The sequence below is a fragment of the Phenylobacterium sp. genome, assembly GCF_030680185.1.
Taxonomy (GTDB): Bacteria; Pseudomonadota; Alphaproteobacteria; order Caulobacterales; family Caulobacteraceae; genus Phenylobacterium.
This window is the reverse complement of sequence record NZ_JAUXVZ010000024.1, coordinates 1-19,178: the sequence shown is the minus strand read 5'-3', so window position 1 is coordinate 19,178 and position 19,178 is coordinate 1. Positions and strand designations below refer to the sequence as shown.

Here is a 19,178-nt window from a genome sequence, read left to right as displayed (position 1 = left end):
TGAGCCCCCGACCCCGCCCCCGCCAGGAGCCACGTCATGCTTGCGCCTAGTTCGGCCATGCTGCTGAGGATCTATACCGACGAGGACGCCCTCTTCGGCGATCAGCCACTGACAACGCTGATCGTCAAGCGAGCGCGGGCGGCGCAGCTCGCCGGCGCCACGGTCTTGCGCGGAAGCCTTGGCTACGGCCACTCCTCGCGGCTGCACACCCACCGGCCCTTCGGACTGGACGACAACCTGCCCGTGGTCATCGAGATCGTCGACGCCGAAGCGCCGCTCCGCGCCTTTGTCGACACCCTCGATGATCTGCACGACATCGGCCTTATCACCTTCGAGAAGGTCGAAGTGGTCCGCTACGGAAACCAAACTCCCTGACGCCGCGGTTGGCGGGCCCGCCGATCGCGGCCTGCGAGCGATGGTTCGCCTGCGCTTGATCCTCTAGTGACTTGAGGTGGCAAACTCGGGGTCCCTCTCGACTAGGGCCCCATGATGCGCCGAATGCGATTGACGATCGGACTGGCCGCGGCCGTCGCGGTGCTGGCGTTGGACCAAGCGTCCAAGGCGCTCGCGCGGACCCACCTAGCGGCCGAGATGGTTGAGATCGGCCCGTTCCTGAATTTGCGGCTCGGCTTCAACACCGGCGTGACTTTCGGGCTCCTAGGGGACGGCGGCGGCTTCGGCCGCTGGGCGCTCGTCGCCGTCACCTCCGCCGTGGTCGTCTGGCTCCTCGCCTGGATGTGGCGCGAAGCCCGTGTGGCCGTGGTCGTTCCGCTGGGCCTCGTCGTCGGCGGCGCGCTGGGCAACATCCTCGACCGCCTCCGGCATGGCGCGGTCACGGACTTCATCGACCTGCATGTGGGCGCCGCCAGCTGGCCGACCTTCAACCTGGCCGATTCCGCCATCGTCACCGGTGTGGGCCTGCTGTTGCTGGCGTCGCTGCGGGTATCCGGGCGGCCGGCGCCCGCCAAGGAGGCCGACCGCCGGAAGACGACGTTTCAGGGGAAAGGAACACGGCCATGACCAACCGCCCGCGCCTGACGGGGGATCAGACCCTGGCGCTGCTGGCCGATCCGTACCGTTTCGTCTCGACCCGATGCCGCGAGCTCGGCGTGGAGGCCTTCGAGACGCGGGTCCTGCTGAAGGAGACGGTGTGCCTGAAAGGGCGCGAGGCGGCTGAGCTGTTCTACGACGCCGACCGCTTCAAGCGGGCCGGCGCCATGCCCGCGCCGATCCGCAAGACCTTGCTCGGCGAGGGCGGCGTACAAGGCCTCGATGGCGAAGAGCACCGCCACCGCAAGCAGATGTTCATGGACCTCATGGCGCCGGAGCGGGTCGCGGCGCTGGGCGACCTCGTCCGCGCGGAATGGCTGGGGGCGGCCGAGCGCTGGGCGGCGGCGAGCGCCGACATCCCCCTCTACGATGAGCTACACCCGATGCTCACGCGGGCGGTCTGCGCCTGGGCGGGCGTGCCGCTGGACAGCGACGAGGCGAACCCGCGGGCCGGCCAACTGCGGGCGCTCTTCGACGCCGCCGGATCCAGAAGCCCGCGCCATCTATGGTCACGGCATGCGCGCCGGCAGGTGGACCGGTGGCTCGCCGGCGTCGTCGTGGCGATCCGCGAGGGTCGGCTCGACCCCGGTGAACAGACCGCCGCGTACAAGATCGCCCTTGCGAAGGCGCTCGACGGAGGCCTGCTGCCGCCTGCCGTGGCGGCCGTCGAGCTCGCCAACGTGCTGCGGCCGACCGTGGCCACCGCCGTCTACATCGTGTTCGTGGCGCACGCGCTGCGCGCCTTTCCGGAGCCTGCCGCGGCCTGCCTCTCCAGCGCCGACGGCCGGCGCGCCCTGGTCCAGGAGGTCCGGCGCTTCTACCCCTTCTTCCCGGCCGTCGCCGCACGCACGCGGCGGCCGTTCACCTGGCGGGGCTTCCTCTTTCCTGCGGAACGCCAGACGATCCTGGATCTGTACGGCACCAACCACGATGCGGCGGTCTGGGGCGACCCGGAGGCCTTCCGCCCGCAGAGGTTCCTGGAGCGGACGCCCGGCCCGTTCGAGTTCGTGCCCCAGGGCGGCGGCGATCACTTCAACGGCCATCGCTGCCCGGGCGAATGGATCGTCCTCGAGGTCATGCAGCGATCGCTGCAGGTCCTGACGGAGGACATCGCCTACGAGGTTCCGGACCAGGATCTCAGCATCGACTTCAAGCGCCTCCCGGCGCTGCCCCGCAGCGGTTTCGTGATGGCCAACGTGCGGCGGAAGACGTGAGGCCGCACGGAGCCGCGCTCGGAGGGGTCCCGGCCTCAGCTCGCGCGAGGGTCCGTCTATGAAACCACAGTCCTGGCGGGGCGCGCTCAGCCTGGGGGACGGGTGGGCGATCTGGCGGGGCACGGTCGGCGACAACGCCCTCCACCGACACATCGCCGCGCAGGCCGTGCTTTCGGCCGACCGAGTCCGGGTGTACGCCGAGGATGGCGCCGCCCGGTCTGGCCGCACCATCCTCCTCGACCCGCTCGTGCCCCACAGGTTGGACGGAGCCTGCGAGGCGGAGATCCTGTTCGTTGAGCCGGCGTATGCGGCCAAGCTTCCCGCAGAGGTGCGGCGGCGCCTGACCGAGCGGCTCGGCGAGGCCGTGTGGCTCGAAGCGGCGGCGGCGACCCGCCGGTTCTGGCGGCGCCTGCTGGTGGAAGGCGCCCCTGGCGTGGCGTCCCGGCCATCCGAGGCGCTCGCCCGCTCCCTCGCCGTCGTGGAGTCGTCACTTGGCGGCGGACCTGTCCCGCTGGGCCGAGCCGCCGCGTCTGCGGGTCTTTCGGCGGAGCGCTACCGCCACCTGTTCGTGGAAACCGTCGGCCTGCCGTTCCGCCGCTACGTGCTCTGGCGACGCTTGCAGCGCGCGTTCCGGACCCTGGAGGCAGGCGGCGACGTGACCTCCGCCGCCCACGACGCCGGCTTCGCAGACAGCGCGCACTTCGCCCGCACCCTGCGCGCGATGCTTGGCGTCCGCGCCACCCAGCTGACCTCCGGTCCTTAGCCGCTTCGCTCAAGCCCACCTCTCGGCGAGCTGGCATCATCGGCGGATGAACAGCAACACCGACTTCGTCCCCGCGCTGGGCCGGCACGAGCTCACGGGACAGTACGACAAGGTCATCGCCCTGATGACGCGCGAGCGCCGCTGGCGGGAGGCGCTCCTGACACTCGCCGCCCCTGGTGCGGGCGAGACCATCCTGGACGTCGGCTGCGGCACGGGGACGTTCGCGATCATGCTGAAGCGTGAGGCGCCTGCGGCGCGGGTGATCGGCCTCGATCCCGACCCGGCGGTGCTGGAGATCGCCAAGGCGAAGGCTGAGGCCGCCGGCGTGACGGTCGACTGGCGCCAGGGGCTCGGCGACGCGCTCACGGCCGTGGCTGAGCCTGCAAGCCTCGACAAGGTCGTCTCCAGCCTCGTGCTGCACCAGTGCCCGTTGCCCGTGAAGCGCTCGATTCTGAGCTCGGCGCGCGAGGTGCTCCGGCCAGGCGGCGTGCTCCTGATCGCCGATTACGGTTGGCAGCGCACGGGGCTTATGCGCCTCCTGTTCCGGCAGGTGCAGGCGCTCGACGGCTTCGACAAGACCCAACCGAATGCCGACGGCGTGCTTCCGCAGCTCATGCGGGAGGCGGGATTCGTCGAGGTGGGGGAGCTGACGGTGACGCCGACCCCCACAGGTTCGATTTCGATCTATCGCGCCCAGCGCCCGGCATGATCAGGTCCGGCGCCCGACGCGAGGCCATTGCGGCGGAGGCGGCCGCCGCCAGAAAGGCCATGGCCGCGGGCGACCAGGGCGCGGCCTACCGCCACCTGGAGCGGGCGCACATCCTGGAACAGCCCTGGGCCGGGCTCCACAGTTGGAGCCACTGGGCGATGCTCAAGCTCGCGGTCGGGGACGGCGATGTACGCGAGGCGGCCGGTCAGCTCGTGCGCCTCGCTGCGGGCTGCCTGCTGTCGGTGGCAGGCTGGCTGCCGGCCGGGAACACCGGCCGCGCCCGCGTTTCGGCGATCCGTGCCATGCCGATCCCGGAGGACCTGCGGCGCCTCTGCGAATCCTGATCCGCACCGCAAGACCGCGCCCTTCAAGCGCGAGCGCGCGCCTGGCGACCCACGAGCTGGAAGCCGGCGATGACGGCCAGGAGTGTCAGGACTTGCGCTATCAGGCCCTCCCAGGTCGGGAATACCCCCAACGCCTCGATCCGCGGAATTGCCGGCAGCGGGCGAACCGCCAGGACGCCGGCTTCCTGCAGCGCAGCGATGCCCTTGCCCGCGAGCACCACGGCCAGCGCGGCGATCAGCAGCGAGCTGTAGGCGAAGAACTGGGCGATCGGCAGTCGGCGGCTGTAGCTGAGCAGGCCCCAGGCGATGAGCGCCAGCGCGACCAAGGCCGCCGCCGCGCCGGAAAGCATGGCCAGGTGCGTGCCCTGGCTCCATAGGGCGGCGTAGAAGAGGATGGTCTCGAACGCCTCGCGATAGACGACGATGAAGGCGAGCAGGAACAGGAACCAGGCGGAGCGCTGGGAGCGCGCCGCCGAGAGCTTGTCGCGGATATAGGCCTGCCAGGCGCCCGCCTGCGCCTTGCCGTGCATCCACACGCCGACGGAGATCAGCACCACGGCCGAGACCAGAGCCCCCACGCCCTCGGTGAGCTCCCGGCTCGCGCCGCTGATCGAAATGAGATAGGTGGCCGCCCCCCAGGTGAGCGCGCCGCCGACCAGGGCCGTAATCCAGCCGGCGTGCACGTAGGGCAGCACGTCTTGCCGCTCGGCCTTGCGCAAGAAGGCGATCATGGCGATCACGATCAGCAGCGCCTCCACCCCCTCGCGCAGCAGGATGGTGAAGGCGCCCAGGAAGGCGGAGGCCGCGCTGGCCCGTTCGGGCGCCAGCGCCCGCTCGGCCTCGTCGAACAGGGCCTGAAGCGCCCGCGCCTGGTCGGCGACCTCGGCCTCGGGCGCGCCGCGGCTGATGCTGGCGCGAAGCCCGCCCATGGCGGCTTCCACCTTGGCCATCAGGGCGCCGTCCCGGGCCCGCAGCAGGGGCTCGACAGGCTCGAACCCGTCGAGATAGGCGGACAGGGCGAGTTCCTGCGCGAGCTTGCGATCGCCTGTGCGGTAGGCGGCGAGGCTCTCGGCCAGCTTGACCCGGGCGACGTCGAGCCCGCCCGAGGCCTTCGGCCCCACGGCCTCGGGATGCCGCCGGAGGTAAGCCGTGATGTGGCCGGCGTCGGCGTCGCCAATGGCGGTGGCGAGGCCCGCCGGCGTCGCCTGGGTGAGCGCTTGGAGGTCCGGCACACGGCCTCGCAAATCCGGGCGCTCCCGCCACAGGCGCTCGCCGGCCTCGGCCGACCGGGCGTCGAACGCCAGCCCGCCCACGTAGAAGGCCAGCGCCCACCGATCCTCCGGCGAGAGGTGGCCGTAGCTCGCCATGGCGGTGCCTTCCAGGCCTTGGCTGACGACCTGGTACAGCCCGAAGAGGCTGCGCTCCCGCGCCCGAGCCAGGTCGGTGAACGCGATCGGCGGGGGCTCTAGCCCCTTGGCGCCTGGGCCGTCGGCCGCGCCCGTCGCCCCGTGGCACGAGGCGCACTGCTCGGCGTAGAGCGTCGCCCCGCGCGCGAGGTCGGGCGGGGCGCTGGGGGCCAGCGGCGTCGGATAGGCGCGAAGCAGTTCCGCCGCCAAAGCGCGGGCCCGCTGGCCCACCTCGGCCTCCGGCGCGCGCCGCTCGATAGCGGCGATGAGCACGTCCGCGTCCTTGAGCAGCTGCGGCGTCGCGGAGGTGGCGGGCAGGGCCGCAAGGCGCTCACGGACCGACGCAGAAAACTCCCGCATCTCCGCGTACTCGGCGGCGCTGATCACCCGGCCGTCGGCCACCGCGGCGGGATAATCCACGGCGATGTAATCGAGCAGACGCCAGGCCACCTGCGCCGATGCGCCTTGTTGCTGCGCGGAGGCCATCGCGGGCATGGCAAGCGCAGCCAGGACCAGGAAGGCCGCGAACATGCGGGAGGCGAGGGGCATCGGGGCTCCGAGCTGCGATTGCGAATGGCTTGCAGCGCGTTCTTACATCCTCGACCTACTAGAGGATCAAGCGAAACCGCCGCGCGGGTGGCTCGACGTAGCCTCGCGAGTTGAATCCGCAGCGGAACGGGTTGGTGAGGGGCGCGCTTTTCCCCGTTGATCCTCTAGCGGCTAGAGGAACTAAACTCCGCTCGAACAAGGGATGCCCGCGATGACGGCCACCAATGCGAACGCTCTGGAGATGGTCCGCTACCGGATCACGGGCATGGACTGCCCCGACTGCGCCACCAAGATCGAGAAGGCCGTCGGCAAGCTGCCCGGCGTCGAGGAGGCGCGCGTCTCGATCGCCACCTCGCTCATGACGCTGAAGCTCGACGATCCGGCGCGCCGCGCGCCCAAGGTCGAGGAGACGGTGGAGTCGCTGGGCTACCGGCTCGACCGGCAGCGAGACGAGGCGCCGGGCGACGACGACGACCTGCCGAAGGACCTCAGCCACATCACGCCGGCGTACAAGCGGGCGCTCTGGCTGGTCGTCCTGATCAACGTCGGCTACGGCCTGGCGGAGATCGTCGCCGGCTTCGTCGCGGGGTCCCAGGCCCTTAAGGCCGACGCCCTGGACTTCATGGGCGACGGGCTGATCACCTTCCTCGGCCTGCTGGCCGTGGGCTGGTCGCTGACCTGGCGCGCCCGCTCAGCGCTCATCCAGGGGGTGTTTCTGGGCCTCCTCGGCACGGGCGTCCTGCTCAACACGGCGTACCGGGTCCTGGTGCTCAATCGCCCCGAAGCCGAGATCATGGGCGTCTTCGGCGTGATCGCCCTAGTCGCCAACGTGATCGCCGCCCTCCTGCTCTTGCCGCACCGGGGCGGCGACGCCAATGCTCGCGCGGTCTGGCTGTTCTCGCGCAACGACGCGCTCGGAAACCTGGCCGTGGTCGTCGCCGCGGGTTTGGTGGCGTGGACGGACACCGCCTGGCCGGACCTGATCGTGGCGGTGATCATCGCGGGCCTCTTCCTGCAGTCCTCGTGGTTGATCGTGCGCCATGCGCGTGCGGACCTGCGCGAGGCGCGCGCCGCCACGGCGGCTTGAGCGCGTGCGGATGAAGCGCGGGCCATCGCTTCCGCCGCCGTCGCCGCCGGGATTGCAGCCGCCGGCGATGCGGGATCTGCATCAGGCGGTCGCGCACGCGAACGCCGGCCGGTGGAGGGACGCCGAGGTCCATGCCGAGAGGGTGCTCGCCCTGCACGCTCGAGACCCGTCGGCCCTGAACGTGCTCGGCACCGTGGCGATGAACACTGGACGGTCCGCGGAGGCCATCGCCTGGTTTGAACGCGCCGCAGCAGGCCAGCCGAAGAACCCCTACATCCAGTACAACCTGGGGGAGGCGCATCGGCGCGCGCGGGCCTTGGAGGGCGCGGCCGCCGCGTTCGCGCACGCCGCCCGGCTGAAGCCGGATTTCGCGGAGGCCTTCGCCGCCGCCGGGGATGCGCTCCGGGGCCTCGGCCGAACCCGGGAGGCCGAGGGTCACTACCACAAGGCGCTGCGCCTCGCGCCGGCTTCGGCCGCCGCGCTGAACGGCTACGGCCTGCTGCGCCTCAGCCGCGGCGAACCGGGCGCCGCGGCCGAGCTGTTCGCGACCGGCCTGCGCGCAGCCGCACCGGGCCATCCAATACGGCCCGCGCTCCTGGCGAACCTCGGCCTTGCGCGGTTGCAGCTCGGGCAGGGGCTGGAGGGGCTGGACGCGCTTGCTCAGGCCGTGGAGGCGGCGCCCGGGGATGCCGAAGCCTGGCGGCGACTGGCACGCGCGCTCCGGCGCACGCGCCTGGCGCCCGCGACGCCTGCTTTTCGGGCCATCCTGCTGAAGCTGTTTGAACGCCCCGACGTCAATCCCCGCAGCCTGGCGACCGCGGCGATTGCGGTCCTGCGCCAGGATGCGGAGATCGATCGGCTCCTGGAGTCGATCGTCGCTGCGCCGCGTGACGTTGCGCAAACGCTGGAGCACGAGGGCACGGCCGCCACGCGGCTGATTCAGGCCCCGCTCTTCCAGAGACTCTTGGCGTCCGCACCGATCCCGGACGTTGGGATCGAGCTGCTGCTCGTGCAGCTGCGGGCCGATCTTCTGAGCCTCGCCGACGCCGAGCCCGACGCCCTGGAGGAGGAGCTCGGTCTCGCGGTCGCGCTCGCCCGGCAGGCCTTCCTGAACGAGTACGTCTTCTTCGCGGCGGCCGACGAGCCGCAGCGGCTGGACGCCCTGATCGCCCGCCTCGACCGCGACGATCTGGGCGCGGAGGCCGGAGACGCCACCAGGATCGCGATCGTGGCGGCGTACCGCCCACTCGGTTCGACGCCGCTTGCGGCGCGGCTCGAAGGCGGCGCGCTGCCGCCGCTCGCCGACCTGCTGCGCGAACAGCTGGCCGAGCCGGCCGAGGAGGCGGAGCTGCGCGCCGCCCTGCCGGTGCTCAAACCGCCCACCGACGCGACCTCGCTCGCGGTCCAGACCCAGTACGAACAGAATCCCTATCCCCGCTGGACCCGGGGCGGCCTGGCCGAGCCGATGCCGTTCCGCATGGCGATTCAGGGCGCCTTGCCGGACCTGCCCGCCCGCGAGATCGCCGACGTCGAACGGCCCCGCGTGCTGGTCGCCGGCTGCGGCACCGGCCTGGAAACCCTGCGCGTGGCGAGCACCTACCGCGGCGCCTCGATCCTGGCCGTCGACCTCAGCGCCGCCAGCCTCGGCTACGCCATGCGCAAGGCGCGCGCCTATGGGCTCGCCGAGGTTCAGCATCTGCAGGCCGACATCCTGGACCTGCCGACGCTCGGCGAGCGCTTCGATCTGATCGACAGCTTCGGCGTGCTGCATCACATGGCCGATCCGGCGAAGGGCCTGCAGGTCCTCGCCAAGTTGCTCAAGCCCGATGGCTTCCTCTTCGTCGGGCTCTACAGCGACATCGGCCGCCAGGCGGTTGCCGCGGCGCGGGCGCACATCGCGCATTCCGGATATCGGGACGATGCGGAGGGGATCCGCGCCCTGCGGCGGGACCTCATGCTCGACGGGGCGCCGCCCGCCCTGGAGGGGGTGATGAGCCCGGCTTCCGACTTCTGGACGCTGTCCGACTGCCGGGATCTGCTGTTCCACGTCAACGAGCATCGCTTCACCCTGCCGCAGGTCGGCGCGATGTTCGACGCCGCCGGGCTCGAGTTCCTCGGCGTGCGGTTCGGCCATGCGGCCGACCAGACGCGATATCTAGCGGAGAACCCTCGGCCGGCCGCGCTGCGCGACCTCGATGGCCTGCATCGCCACGAAGGCCTGCATCCCGAGGTCTTCGGGGACACCTACCGGCTCTGGGCGCGTCCGAGGAAGCCAACCAGGTGACACGACCGTTCGCGCGCGCCCATGTCGATGCTCCCCAGCGCAACGGACCCTTCTTCGGCCATCGCCGCACGGTCACGGCTTCGACCGATGCAAGACCACGGCCCGAAGTTGCAGGCCGCTGGGCGTGGGCTCATCTGAGCTAAATCGCGGCGCGGAGTAGACGGTCGACCATGTCGTAGATGACCCAGGCGAATGCGCCCATAATCGGCAACGCGGTCGTCACGACACCGAACGCTCTGCCGGCCGAGCCATGCGGGTAGCCGCGAAGGAAGGTGATACGCCCGATCGCGAACAGCACGACCATTCCTACGATGAAGGCAAGCGGGGCCTCGCCCTCGACGGTGGCGAGCGCCAGGATTGCGAAGGCCGACAAGGTCGCATGCTCGAGCGTGTTCTGCAGGAAGGCCAGCGGAACCCTGAGCCGCTCGGTCGGCGGGCCGTAGGCGGACCCCGCATTGTCTTGCGCCGACTTTCGCCGGAGCCGCGCAATGATTCCGACCCCGATCAGGACCCACAGCATGATGAGCAGGCACGCCCGAGCGGCGAAGGCCAGCCGCTCGCCCATTTCTGCCGGAAATTCGAACTGCTGCGGCAGCCACCAGACGGCGGCTCCGAGGACGGGCGCGCAGAACAGGAAAGACAGTGCGGCCTGACGGCGGACGCGCGCCATCTCCGCGGGCAGGTCTTTCGGTATCGGAGCTCGGTTCATCGCTGACGTCTCCTCAGGTGTCTGATCGGGCCGCTGCGGGTCGACCGCGCTCGGGCTTTGCGGGCTCCAAGGGAACGACCTCCCGGAACTTGCCGCCACCGCCCTGCTCGGGCGGTTTGCCGCCGCGCGCGAGTGCGACGTGTTCGAGCCCGTGCCCGGCCAACACCGTTCGCAGGCCGGCTTCGGCCTCGCCCCAGACGGCGTCTGAATTCGCGGTCGGCGCCACGAGCAGACGCAGTTCAAGCGATTCCGGCGCGGTTTGGGCGATCTGGAAGAGGGTGATCCCGCGGACGGCCTCGATCGGCTGGCTGAGCGCCAGCGGCGGAACCCTGACCTCGCCGCGCGGCGTGCGGAAGGTGAGGACGTCGGCGGAGCGGCCCTGGACGCGGATCGCGGGCATCGGGTTTCCGCGGCTTCAAGGGTCACGTTCCGGTCCGTGCACCAGTCGTCGAAGCGCGCCATGAGCATCTTCTTGTCGACGACGGGCAGGGCGGAAGGATCTTCAATGCGATCCGGGAGATTGCGATAGAGTTCGCGGTAGAAGGGGGAATGCTCGCGCGCAAAGGCGACCATGTCGCCAAGGCGGGCGCGCTGGCGGCGCTCAATCCCCGCCCGATCGCCTTTGGCGGCTCTGCGGGCATCGAGCAGAACGCTCAGGATGTTCTCAGCCATCGGGTCGACCTCCGAAGGATTGGGGAGCCTACGACCTCAAGCCGCTAGAGGATCAAGCGCCCTTGAGAGCGGCCAGTTCGCTATTTCAGGTGGCAACCTGTTCGAGCTTGCCGGTTCACTCTGTCGGCGGGAGGGCGACGACCGATGCCAAGTAGACGCTCTGTCCACGGATCCGGAACTGTGGTATATTATTGATCTTATTATATAATTTCCGATAATGTTCCTTAGGCGCAAACCATAACGCATTGATTTCACTAGATTTTTGAGAGAATATTAGAGGGAGCGTGTTGCGGTTCTGAGCCCCGCTCCTAGACGCGGATCCAGATATGGTCGAGGGCGATGTCCGCCAGGCCACGATCGCGAGCATGGTTGGAAGACAGCCGCGCCATTCCCCGTTCGGGATCATGGGTGTTGAGAGCGAGCCCATCGTCGCAAGTCCAGTTCGTGGTCTCTGCCGACAAATCAATGACCCACTGCGCGACTCGGGCGTGCCACGCCGGAATGTCGTCGCTCTGAAGGTAGGCGATGATCGCGGCGTGGGTGTGTGCTGCGCCGTGATCCCCGGCCTTAAAGCGTTGGACACCGCCTCGCGACCCGTGCCGGCTATGGAGATACTCGCGCTCGTCACGTTCACGGCCTGGTGGCGTCGGCAACCGCTTACATTCCACCGGAAGCAGCGGCTCGTACTGAGAATAGCGCCGTCCATCGATCCAGATCAGCTGCCCCGATGGCGCGGCGACAAGATCGATCGCGCGGCCGCGGACTATCTCATCGGGCTCTTCCATTCTGAACTGGAGGTAGTCCCACCCTCTGGATTTGCGGCTGGCGCTGTTGAGGAGCGCGCAGAGTTGGGCAGTGAGTACGGTCTCAGCTGTGGCCGACGGCCGCAAGGGGTCGTCTCGCCAGGAAGGCAGAGTGTCGGCGATGAATGCCACCAGAGACGCCCTCCACTCGGCTGGAAGGTGGAGGTCGTCGCTAAGTCGACCGGCAGGCTTCGAAAAAGCAGGTTCATCGGCCAGCACGTCAGACGCCTTCAGTCCGAAGGTCAGCGAGCACGTCGTCAGCGTCGCGCAGGGCGATTGAGCGAGTCCAAAAGCGCAGGCGGTCGGGCTTCAGGAGGAAGATGAAGCGGTCATCGTAAAGCCTGGCAACTCGAGTCATTTCGACCCCGGAGCCGCGGACCTCCTTCAAAAGACCGTCAAGTTTTCCGCGAAGTGCATCCGCCCCCGTCCAGTCCACATCCCCGTCGCCGAGCACATATGCTCGACAAATCGCACCGGGCCATTTGTAGGCGGTAAGGGCCTTGAGGGGAGGATTCGGATAAACGGCACTGAGCTGGGCGATGAGCGACTCATCAAACTTGTCCAGCTCCGCCGACGTGGGCACCGCCATGAGCTTCGATTTGGCACCAAGGCGAATGTAATCCCGCTGAAAGTGCACCACGTCCTCGACAACGATCTGCTCGTTATCACTGAGATCGAGTCCGGCGTCCGGCGTGTATGGAAGCGCCAAGATGTCGTCAAAGAGGATAGCTGTGGCCCGTTGGTTGAAGAGCCTTGGGCTCGTGCTGGCGACATAGGCGCGCAGCGCCAAGCTTTCTTGGTCCAGCCACTCGTCGACTGCACGGAGCGCCGGGGTGTCAGCCTTCGGAGCCGAAATCCCTAGAATTTCGTGCTTGTAGGCGAGAAAATCTTTCTCCCAGAGGGCATGCGGCAGGTCCTCATGTTCCTTCACCAGGAGCAACGGGGGTGTGAATCGCGCGGCGGTGCGAGGGCGGATAATCGGTCCGCTTGGCACGACGCTAATTCCTGCAGGATCGATGCCTGCCGTCGACAACGCGGTTGTTGCCAGCAGAGGTTTACCTGCTAGGTGCGCAGCGTCCCCCGAACTGCCCTGACGGCCGGCGATATACCCCTCGCCGACCTCCCAACCCCGACTACGGACAAACTCGCCGAGGGTTGGCATTGCGCTTAGGCGCTCCACCAGATTGAGCACCCTTGGGCCGCCCATGAGGTCAGCCCGCCAGACGTGGGGATTGTTAGCGGCGTCTTCGGCGCTCAGCCAGTGAAGGTCATAGTAGTCGATATCGAACCCTTGTTCGGCAGCCGCTCGTCCGCTCCTTCGGAAAACAGCGTGCAAGACTGGCTCGCCAACCGGCGCTGAAGCCTCGGCGACCACCACAACGATCTTCGGGTCCGCTTCTCCTTTCTTGAAGAGGCCCCGAACCGAAACGAAGTCGAGGATCTCCCGCACACGCCATTTTGAGAAGAAGGTGCGGCGGAACGACAGCGCGTGATGATTGTAGAGAAAGCCGGACGGTTCGATCATCCCGATCATCCCGCCTTCCACCAGCAGGCCCATGGCCTCGTGGAGGAAAAGGTAGGCGAGTTGATGATCCGCTAGCTGACCGTGATCCACATTATAGGCAGCGTAGGCGGCTCGAGCGCCAGGCGTGGTCAACGACGACGCGAACGGCGGATTGCCGACGACCGCCGCGACAGGCGCGCCGATCACGCCCGTGGACTTAGCCTCAAAGAAGCAGATGCGATGTAAGCTCACGCCCGCAAGCGGCGGGAAAAGCTTCACGCTCGATCGGATTTCCTCTGGTTCGAGAGCGTCGCAAAGCGCCAGACACAGGCTAAACGCCGCGAGTTCGACCGCACCCTCCTCCAAGTCCACACCATGGACTCGGAGCAATAGTGGCCGCAAGTCCTCCACGCCGGGCTTCGCCCAGCCGTTTTTACTGCGCCAATGAAGGACGAGCCGCTTGTAGGCCTCAACAAGGAAGACACCAGATCCGCACGCAGGATCGAGAATGACCTCGTCCGTCTTCATAATCTGGTCAAGTCGATCCCAGCTTAGCACCTCCTCGAGGATGGCTCGGACAAGTGCTGGAGGCGTGTAAACTGAGCTCGCTGCGTCCTTTACGAACAACTGGTAGATGTTGCTGATCAGTTCGATCGGCAGGTCGCGGAAAGAATACAGACGCCAGAGGGTCAACTGACCCCCAGCCTCCTCGTAGCCTTCTATTAGACGCGCATAGCGCCCTAGCTGGCTGCTAGTCTCAAGCAAACGACGCTGCTCAGGCGGCAACGTGAAGACGTGACCGTTGAATCGGTCCTCCAGCGCAGCAAGCAACCGCACGAGAGCGGGCCCGTTTCCGAGCACTTCAAAAAACCGACTGGCCCCCGGCAGGAACGAACCGAAGTAGTCCGCTTCAAGTACCCCACGTTCCTCTAAGTAGGCGATTAAAAGCGAGAGGATCAGCAGGCGCCGCCGGAGGTGCGGGTCTAAGAGATTTTCGGCCGAGAGCTCGACGTGCAGGTCGCGGACAGTATCGACGAGCATTCGGTGCGACGATCCGTGTGGCGACAGCATGAGCTGACAGGCGGCTGGATCATCCCACAGCGTTCCATTCCGGAGTTGCTCACGGTCCCACCATCCATCGGCGGAAGCAACAGCAGCGCCGATCTGAAGCGTCCGGACCGGGTTGCAGATCGGCGCTCCGGAAGCATCAACGAAATCCGGTTTGTGGGCGCATCGGAACAGTTGCACCTGCCCGGGAGCGACGCGGTACAGAAGGGGCACTCCCCCCCAGCTCCACAGCCGCTTGTGCAGTTGGGCGAACGCGGCATCATCGAGACCGCCAGGGGCAAGGAAAATAAAGGCCTGCGCCACTGGAGCTCGGCCGTTCCGCGACGCCTCGAAGAAAACGGAATGCGCGCCGTAACGGCGGGCCTTTTCCAGCACCGCTACAACTTCGGGCGCCTGGGAGGTTGTGACGAAATCGTCGACCCGGATCAGGCCATCGACGACGGGGCCAGTGGCGTCGACCCCAATCTCGAACAGCCAACTGGCGTCAGACTCACGGCGTGACGCCGCGCGCACGCTCATCGTTCGGCGCTCGTGCTGCCGCGAATCGACGGCCTCCAGACGTTTCCCTGGACCTTCACTTTCCGCGGGCCTTCTTTGAAAGGAGGAAACCCTCCTTGAGGAGATCAGTCATACTGATGCCCTCGGCGACCGCGTATCCCTTGAAGGCTTTTTTGAATTCGGCAGTGACGCGGAAATTGAGCGTCTGATCCTTGTCGGCGTCGCCATCCACTTGCGTTTCTGCGCGCTGCGTCGCCATTGAAGAGGACCTCGTGGGGGCGCCGACCGCCAATCGTGTAATGAAAGCCAGAAAGACAGGAATCCGTCAATCCGGCTTTCCCGATTTCACGCTCTTCAATGCGCGAAGTCACCACGAGCGCTGCAGGGGCACGGCGTTGTTCGGTCATGCCGCACCGTCTATCAGGTCGCAGAACAAAACAAGAAACACCGCTCGACGTGGCGCCACGCAGGCGCCAACGTGGCTCCATGGATTCCGATTCGAAAACCGCCACCGTCCGCAGCCTCGACCGCATCAACCTGCGCCTGGCCGCCGACACCTTCGCTGAGATCGACGCCGCCTGCGCCGCGCGGCCCGGCAACGTCTCGCGCAACACTTGGATAGCTGAGGCCGTGCAGGAGAAGCTGGCCCGCGAGCCCCGGACCGCTGCCCACAGCCCCGAGCGTCGCGCCCATGGCTGAGTTCTACGAGTTCTTCGCCGGCGGCGGCATGGCCCGAACGGGCCTTGGCCCCGACTGGAGGTGCCTGTTCGCCAACGACTTCGACTTCAAGAAGGGCCTGACCTACCAGGCCAACTTCGGCGCGGACGCGCTGAAGGTGGCCGATATCCGCACCGTCACGCCCGCCGATTTACCGGGCATTGCCGACCTGATGTGGGGATCGTTCCCGTGTCAGGACCTGTCGCTGGCGGGCGTCGGCGCCGGGCTGAAAGGCGAGCGGTCCGGGACCTTCTATCCCTTTTGGGACGTGGTCCGCGCGCTCAAGGCCGAAGGTCGGGCCCCACGGCTGATCGCCCTGGAGAATGTCTGCGGGACGCTCACCTCCCACGGCGGCAAGGATTTCGAGGCGATCTGCCGGACCTTCGCTGAGGCCGGCTATCGCTTCGGCGCCCTGGTCATCAACGCCGACCTGTTCGTGCCCCAATCGCGCCCGCGGCTCTTCGTCATCGGCGTGCGCGAGGATGTGGCGATCGACCCGGCCCTCCTGTCGCCCGAGCCGCTCGACCCGTTCCACACCCGAGCTATCCGCCGCGCGGTCGACGCCCTGCCTAAGGCTGTGCGCGCCAACATGCTGTGGTGGAATGTCCCCACGCCCGGACACCGGGTGCGGACCCTGGCTGACGAGATCGAGGAGCACCCCACGAGCGTCGCCTGGCACACGCCGGCTGAGACTGAGCGCCTGCTGGCCAGGATGTCCCCGGTCAACAAGGCCAAGGTCGCCGCGGCCGTGCGGGCGGGCCGGCGTATGGTGGGCGGCGTGTACAACCGCACCCGCCTCGATGAGCGCGGCGTTAAGGTGCAGCGGGCCGAAGTCCGGTTTGACGATGTATCGGGCTGCCTTCGGACCCCTGGCGGCGGATCCAGCCGCCAAGTGATCCTGGTCATCGACGGCAAGAAGATTCGCTCGCGCCTGATCTCGGCGCGGGAGACCGCCCGGCTGATGGGTCTGCCGGACGACTACAAGCTGCCCAAGAACTACAACGAGGCCTACCACCTGACCGGCGATGGCGTGGTGGTTGACGTCGTGCGCCACCTGGCCAAGCACGTGTTCGAACCCCTGCTGGCGGAGGCGGCCGAGGCGCGTGCGGTCGCGTGACCGAGCTCTTCAGGCGCGACCCTGACGCGGTCAACATCCCGCCGTTCGAGACCGAGGATCTGCGCCAGAACCTCAGCCGCTTCCTCAACAGCCCCTTTGACGATCCCGCCGGGACCCACCCCTTCGTGGGCAACTACAAGTGGGGCGTCTACGCCTTCTTCGACTACGACGGCGAGCCGATCTATGTCGGCCAGACCAACGAGCGCTTGCGCACCCGCATCCGCCGTCACCTGACCAACCAGCGTACCGACGCCGTGGCCATGTCCGTGCTCGATCCCTTCGAGGTCTTCGAGATTGAGGTCTGGCCCCTCCCCCAGTTCCAGGATTCGAACCGGTCCGATCTGGCCGCCCGGCAGCACCTCGATGCGCTCGAGCGGCTGATCACCGACCGCGCGGTCCAGGGCTCGCAGTTCAAGGCGATCCTCAACGAGAAGGACCCGCCGCCCGGCGACCTGGCCGTCGAGGCGCCGCCGTCCTTCCGTGGCCGGATCGTCTCCGACCGCGTCTTCGAGCTGCGTTCCCACCCCGACTTTCGCATCGCCCGCCGCTCACTGATCCTCTCGCGGCTCGCCCAGGTGATTTCCGAGCGTAAGGTGCAGGGCGGCCTGCGGCGGGTCCTGCTGACCCAGGCCAAGCGCCTGCAGTGGCTGTCGGCTCGACGCTACGAAGCGCTGGGCGGCGCCGCCTCTGTGGCCGTCGAAGCCGAAGGGGAAGAGGTCTAGGAATGAGCTCGCGCGCCGTGACCCTGTGATCGCGCCGCATCCAGCCGAAACCGCGCCGAAGGATGGCCGCGTGATCCGGGGCTGGTTCAGGTTTGACGGCGGCGCGCGTCTGGTTGCCGTGAGCTGGTGCCTCGATCAATCAGCCTGGGTCGACCTCTTGGGCCAGCCGTTGCCAGAAGGCGAAACCCTCAAGAATTGGGGTGAGGACTAGAGGTCTCGTGTGACTGGCCCGGCCCCGGGCCGGCCCCTCTAATATGAAGGCCGCAAGGAGCCTGGCCGGAGGCCATGGCGGAAAGCGCCGTCGAGCGGCCGGCGGCGCCTGAAGGCGCCCGCCAGGGGCGGACCCGCAGGAGCCGCAGTATGCGGCGGGACCGAGCACGCCCGCCGGCCGCTCTCCATATTCCGGGGCGTTGCGGGGTGTCCCCGCTCGAAGGGGTCGGCCGAGACCTCAGGCTCGGCCGCAGGGGAAGACTTTCCCCCCTGCCGGACATTTCGATGAGAAAGCGGATTTTAGAGCTGGACCGGGTGTACCGGGGTACGCGGGGTTTATTGTCCTTATTGCTCTGACCCGTTGGTCCTCGATGCCTTCGTCCTGGTTACGGAACGTCCTATTTTGGGTGAACCCGGCTGCGCCCCATCCCTGCACCTGGGGGCATCCGCTCCCCGTCCTTGGATTCATCCGGGGGCGAACCCATATGCACCCCCAAGGACCGCCGCGGCCATTGAAGTCGGCGCGGCACGGGCGGATATTCGCCACAACAGATCACGAGTTTTCGCCATGACCAACACCGCAATCAAACCCGCCGAAGCCGAAGCGCTGCGGAAGAACGAAGCCAAGTGGACCAAGCCACTGATGGCCGCCGGCTGGAACGCCATCCCCAGCATCATCATCGAGAAGCAGGAGGCCCTGGGTCTCGACGCCATCGACATGAACATCATCCTCCACCTGTCGAACTACTGGTGGCACGCCGATAACCTCCCCTGCCCGTCAGTGGCAACCATCGCCAAGGCGATCGGCATCAAGCGCCGGACGGTGCAAAAGCGCGTGGCCTCCCTGCAGGCGATCGGCCTGCTGACCCGGACCGAACGGCGCAAGACCCGGTTCGGAAGCGACACCAATCTCTACAGCTTCGAAGGCCTGATCGACGCCGCCCTGCCCTACGCCCAGGAAAAGGTCGCCGAACGCGAGAAGCGGGACGAGGCGGAGAAAGACCGTATCGCCCGCAAGAAGCCCAAGCTCCAGCTGGTCAAGGCCAGCGAATAGGAGGCCCCATGGCGGCGTAGCTCAGCCGGATAGAGCCCCCGTTTTCGACAGTCTAGGTGGGTCGCACCCCTAGTATGGGCGGGGAGGTCGCGGGTTCAAGTCCCGCCGCCGCCAGCCACCTAACTCAAACGTCCTTAGCGCGGCGCGCTCCAGCGCGCCGCGCCATCATACCTAGCCCGAAAGCCCAGCCCGCCATTTTGCATGGATTCTTAATGACATTCCTTGCAAACTGACTGCGGAGGCCTAAGTTGAAGCCATGAGCAAGTTCGACCAGTTCAAGGCCAAGCTCCGCCCGGGGCAGACCTATCGCCGGGCGGACCTAGCCCAATGGTCGACGGCGGTCGATCGTCACCTCAAGGAGGCGGTACAGGCCGGCGTGCTAACCAAGCTGGCCGGCGGCCTCTACTATGCGCCCAAACAGACGGCGTTTGGGAAGGCCCCGCCTGAGGACGACACCCTGGTGTCGACCTTCCTCAAGGGGGGCCCGTTCCTGCTGGCGTCGCCCAACGCCTACAATGCCCTTGGGGTCGGCACGACCCAGCTGCACAACAAGACCGTGGTCTATAACCACAAGCGCCACGGCAAATTCGCGCTCGGCGGCCGCACCTACGATTTTCGGATGAAGCCCGCGTTCCCGAAGAAGCTCACGGCTGAGTTTCTGATGGTCGACCTGGTCAACAACCTCGATCAGCTCGGCG

19 protein-coding genes and 1 tRNA gene are annotated in these 19,178 nt (G+C 67.6%); 14 read left to right on the top strand and 6 right to left on the bottom strand.

Annotation, left to right across the window (positions count from 1 at the left end):
• Positions 1-36 precede the first annotated feature (36 nt).
• The 6 genes from Q8L83_RS04400 to Q8L83_RS04375 all read left to right on the top strand — a co-directional run bounded on the left by Q8L83_RS04400 (position 37) and on the right by Q8L83_RS04375 (position 4,080).
• A complete protein-coding gene (locus Q8L83_RS04400) occupies positions 37-375 on the top strand; it encodes a DUF190 domain-containing protein (protein WP_305284964.1) in 339 nt (112 codons plus the stop codon).
• A gap of 123 nt (positions 376-498) precedes the next feature.
• The gene (gene lspA / locus Q8L83_RS04395) at positions 499-1,020 is read left to right on the top strand and encodes a signal peptidase II (RefSeq protein ID WP_305284963.1); all 522 of its coding nucleotides are present in this window, start codon (positions 499-501) and stop codon (positions 1,018-1,020) included.
• Positions 1,017-2,264 (top strand): cytochrome P450, encoded by a 1,248-nt coding sequence (locus Q8L83_RS04390; RefSeq protein ID WP_305284962.1) that lies wholly within the window; start codon positions 1,017-1,019, stop codon positions 2,262-2,264. Before lspA ends, Q8L83_RS04390 begins: the two co-directional genes overlap by 4 nt.
• A 58-nt stretch (positions 2,265-2,322) precedes the next feature.
• Positions 2,323-3,027, top strand: coding sequence for a helix-turn-helix domain-containing protein (locus Q8L83_RS04385; protein WP_305284961.1), 705 nt, complete (start codon positions 2,323-2,325; stop codon positions 3,025-3,027).
• A 46-nt stretch (positions 3,028-3,073) separates the two neighbouring features.
• Complete coding sequence (locus tag Q8L83_RS04380) at positions 3,074-3,736, top strand: class I SAM-dependent methyltransferase (RefSeq protein ID WP_305284960.1); 663 nt, start codon at positions 3,074-3,076, stop codon at positions 3,734-3,736.
• Positions 3,733-4,080 carry a DUF3703 domain-containing protein gene (locus tag Q8L83_RS04375; RefSeq protein ID WP_305284959.1) on the top strand — a complete coding sequence of 116 codons (348 nt, stop codon included), beginning with the start codon at positions 3,733-3,735 and terminating at the stop codon, positions 4,078-4,080. Before Q8L83_RS04380 ends, Q8L83_RS04375 begins: the two co-directional genes overlap by 4 nt.
• 23 nt (positions 4,081-4,103) lie before the next feature.
• On the opposite strand, the gene Q8L83_RS04370 is transcribed toward Q8L83_RS04375, so the two are convergent.
• A complete protein-coding gene (locus Q8L83_RS04370; protein ID WP_305284958.1) occupies positions 4,104-6,035 on the bottom strand; it encodes a cytochrome c/FTR1 family iron permease in 1,932 nt (643 codons plus the stop codon).
• 211 nt (positions 6,036-6,246) lie between these two features.
• Between Q8L83_RS04370 and Q8L83_RS04365 the strand changes: the two genes are divergently transcribed.
• Positions 6,247-7,122, top strand: a complete 876-nt coding sequence (locus tag Q8L83_RS04365) for a cation transporter (RefSeq protein ID WP_305284957.1) — start codon at positions 6,247-6,249, stop codon at positions 7,120-7,122.
• Entirely contained in the window at positions 7,076-9,406 is a 2,331-nt protein-coding gene (locus Q8L83_RS04360; protein ID WP_305284956.1) for a tetratricopeptide repeat protein, read from the top strand. The genes Q8L83_RS04365 and Q8L83_RS04360 overlap by 47 nt, the downstream gene beginning before the upstream one ends.
• A gap of 139 nt (positions 9,407-9,545) precedes the next feature.
• On the opposite strand, the gene Q8L83_RS04355 is transcribed toward Q8L83_RS04360, so the two are convergent.
• The 5 genes from Q8L83_RS04355 to Q8L83_RS04335 all read right to left on the bottom strand — a co-directional run bounded on the left by Q8L83_RS04355 (position 9,546) and on the right by Q8L83_RS04335 (position 14,919).
• Positions 9,546-10,115, bottom strand: a complete 570-nt coding sequence (locus Q8L83_RS04355; protein WP_305284955.1) for an MAPEG family protein — start codon at positions 10,113-10,115, stop codon at positions 9,546-9,548.
• A gap of 13 nt (positions 10,116-10,128) precedes the next feature.
• Positions 10,129-10,515: a hypothetical protein gene (locus Q8L83_RS04350; RefSeq protein ID WP_305284953.1), complete on the bottom strand. Its 387-nt coding sequence runs from the start codon at positions 10,513-10,515 to the stop codon at positions 10,129-10,131.
• A gap of 580 nt (positions 10,516-11,095) precedes the next feature.
• Positions 11,096-11,722 carry a hypothetical protein gene (locus Q8L83_RS04345; RefSeq protein ID WP_305284952.1) on the bottom strand — a complete coding sequence of 209 codons (627 nt, stop codon included), beginning with the start codon at positions 11,720-11,722 and terminating at the stop codon, positions 11,096-11,098.
• A gap of 88 nt (positions 11,723-11,810) precedes the next feature.
• Positions 11,811-14,681 (bottom strand): class I SAM-dependent DNA methyltransferase, encoded by a 2,871-nt coding sequence (locus tag Q8L83_RS04340; protein ID WP_305284950.1) that lies wholly within the window; start codon positions 14,679-14,681, stop codon positions 11,811-11,813.
• A gap of 55 nt (positions 14,682-14,736) precedes the next feature.
• Positions 14,737-14,919 (bottom strand): hypothetical protein, encoded by a 183-nt coding sequence (locus tag Q8L83_RS04335; RefSeq protein WP_305284949.1) that lies wholly within the window; start codon positions 14,917-14,919, stop codon positions 14,737-14,739.
• Between the two features lie 227 nt (positions 14,920-15,146).
• Between Q8L83_RS04335 and Q8L83_RS04330 the strand changes: the two genes are divergently transcribed.
• The 6 genes from Q8L83_RS04330 to Q8L83_RS04305 all read left to right on the top strand — a co-directional run.
• Positions 15,147-15,359: a hypothetical protein gene (locus tag Q8L83_RS04330; RefSeq protein WP_305284948.1), complete on the top strand. Its 213-nt coding sequence runs from the start codon at positions 15,147-15,149 to the stop codon at positions 15,357-15,359.
• Positions 15,352-16,494 (top strand): DNA cytosine methyltransferase, encoded by a 1,143-nt coding sequence (locus Q8L83_RS04325; protein WP_305284947.1) that lies wholly within the window; start codon positions 15,352-15,354, stop codon positions 16,492-16,494. Before Q8L83_RS04330 ends, Q8L83_RS04325 begins: the two co-directional genes overlap by 8 nt.
• Positions 16,491-17,216, top strand: a complete 726-nt coding sequence (locus Q8L83_RS04320; RefSeq protein WP_305284946.1) for a GIY-YIG nuclease family protein — start codon at positions 16,491-16,493, stop codon at positions 17,214-17,216. The genes Q8L83_RS04325 and Q8L83_RS04320 overlap by 4 nt, the downstream gene beginning before the upstream one ends.
• 778 nt (positions 17,217-17,994) lie before the next feature.
• Entirely contained in the window at positions 17,995-18,480 is a 486-nt protein-coding gene (locus Q8L83_RS04315) for a helix-turn-helix domain-containing protein (RefSeq protein ID WP_305284945.1), read from the top strand.
• Positions 18,481-18,490: 10 nt separating this feature from the next.
• Positions 18,491-18,594, top strand: a tRNA-Thr gene (locus tag Q8L83_RS04310).
• Between the two features lie 142 nt (positions 18,595-18,736).
• A partial coding sequence (locus Q8L83_RS04305; protein WP_305284944.1) for a hypothetical protein occupies positions 18,737-19,178 on the top strand: 442 nt, incomplete at its 3' end.

What these genes read in the sequence shown, in the direction of transcription:
- Q8L83_RS04375 (WP_305284959.1), top strand. Translation starts at nt 3,733, where the DNA reads ATGATCAGGTCCGGCGCCCGACGCGAGGCCATTGCGGCGGAGGCGGCC.
- Q8L83_RS04380 (WP_305284960.1), top strand. Translation starts at nt 3,074, where the DNA reads ATGAACAGCAACACCGACTTCGTCCCCGCGCTGGGCCGGCACGAGCTC.
- Q8L83_RS04340 (WP_305284950.1), bottom strand. Translation starts at nt 14,681, where the DNA reads ATGAGCGTGCGCGCGGCGTCACGCCGTGAGTCTGACGCCAGTTGGCTG.
- Q8L83_RS04355 (WP_305284955.1), bottom strand. Translation starts at nt 10,115, where the DNA reads ATGAACCGAGCTCCGATACCGAAAGACCTGCCCGCGGAGATGGCGCGC.
- Q8L83_RS04335 (WP_305284949.1), bottom strand. Translation starts at nt 14,919, where the DNA reads ATGGCGACGCAGCGCGCAGAAACGCAAGTGGATGGCGACGCCGACAAG.
- Q8L83_RS04365 (WP_305284957.1), top strand. Translation starts at nt 6,247, where the DNA reads ATGACGGCCACCAATGCGAACGCTCTGGAGATGGTCCGCTACCGGATC.
- lspA (WP_305284963.1), top strand. Translation starts at nt 499, where the DNA reads ATGCGATTGACGATCGGACTGGCCGCGGCCGTCGCGGTGCTGGCGTTG.
- Q8L83_RS04390 (WP_305284962.1), top strand. Translation starts at nt 1,017, where the DNA reads ATGACCAACCGCCCGCGCCTGACGGGGGATCAGACCCTGGCGCTGCTG.
- Q8L83_RS04370 (WP_305284958.1), bottom strand. Translation starts at nt 6,035, where the DNA reads ATGCCCCTCGCCTCCCGCATGTTCGCGGCCTTCCTGGTCCTGGCTGCG.
- Q8L83_RS04385 (WP_305284961.1), top strand. Translation starts at nt 2,323, where the DNA reads ATGAAACCACAGTCCTGGCGGGGCGCGCTCAGCCTGGGGGACGGGTGG.
- Q8L83_RS04360 (WP_305284956.1), top strand. Translation starts at nt 7,076, where the DNA reads ATGCGCGTGCGGACCTGCGCGAGGCGCGCGCCGCCACGGCGGCTTGAG.
- Q8L83_RS04330 (WP_305284948.1), top strand. Translation starts at nt 15,147, where the DNA reads ATGGATTCCGATTCGAAAACCGCCACCGTCCGCAGCCTCGACCGCATC.
- Q8L83_RS04315 (WP_305284945.1), top strand. Translation starts at nt 17,995, where the DNA reads ATGACCAACACCGCAATCAAACCCGCCGAAGCCGAAGCGCTGCGGAAG.
- Q8L83_RS04350 (WP_305284953.1), bottom strand. Translation starts at nt 10,515, where the DNA reads ATGCCCGCGATCCGCGTCCAGGGCCGCTCCGCCGACGTCCTCACCTTC.
- Q8L83_RS04400 (WP_305284964.1), top strand. Translation starts at nt 37, where the DNA reads ATGCTTGCGCCTAGTTCGGCCATGCTGCTGAGGATCTATACCGACGAG.
- Q8L83_RS04325 (WP_305284947.1), top strand. Translation starts at nt 15,352, where the DNA reads ATGGCTGAGTTCTACGAGTTCTTCGCCGGCGGCGGCATGGCCCGAACG.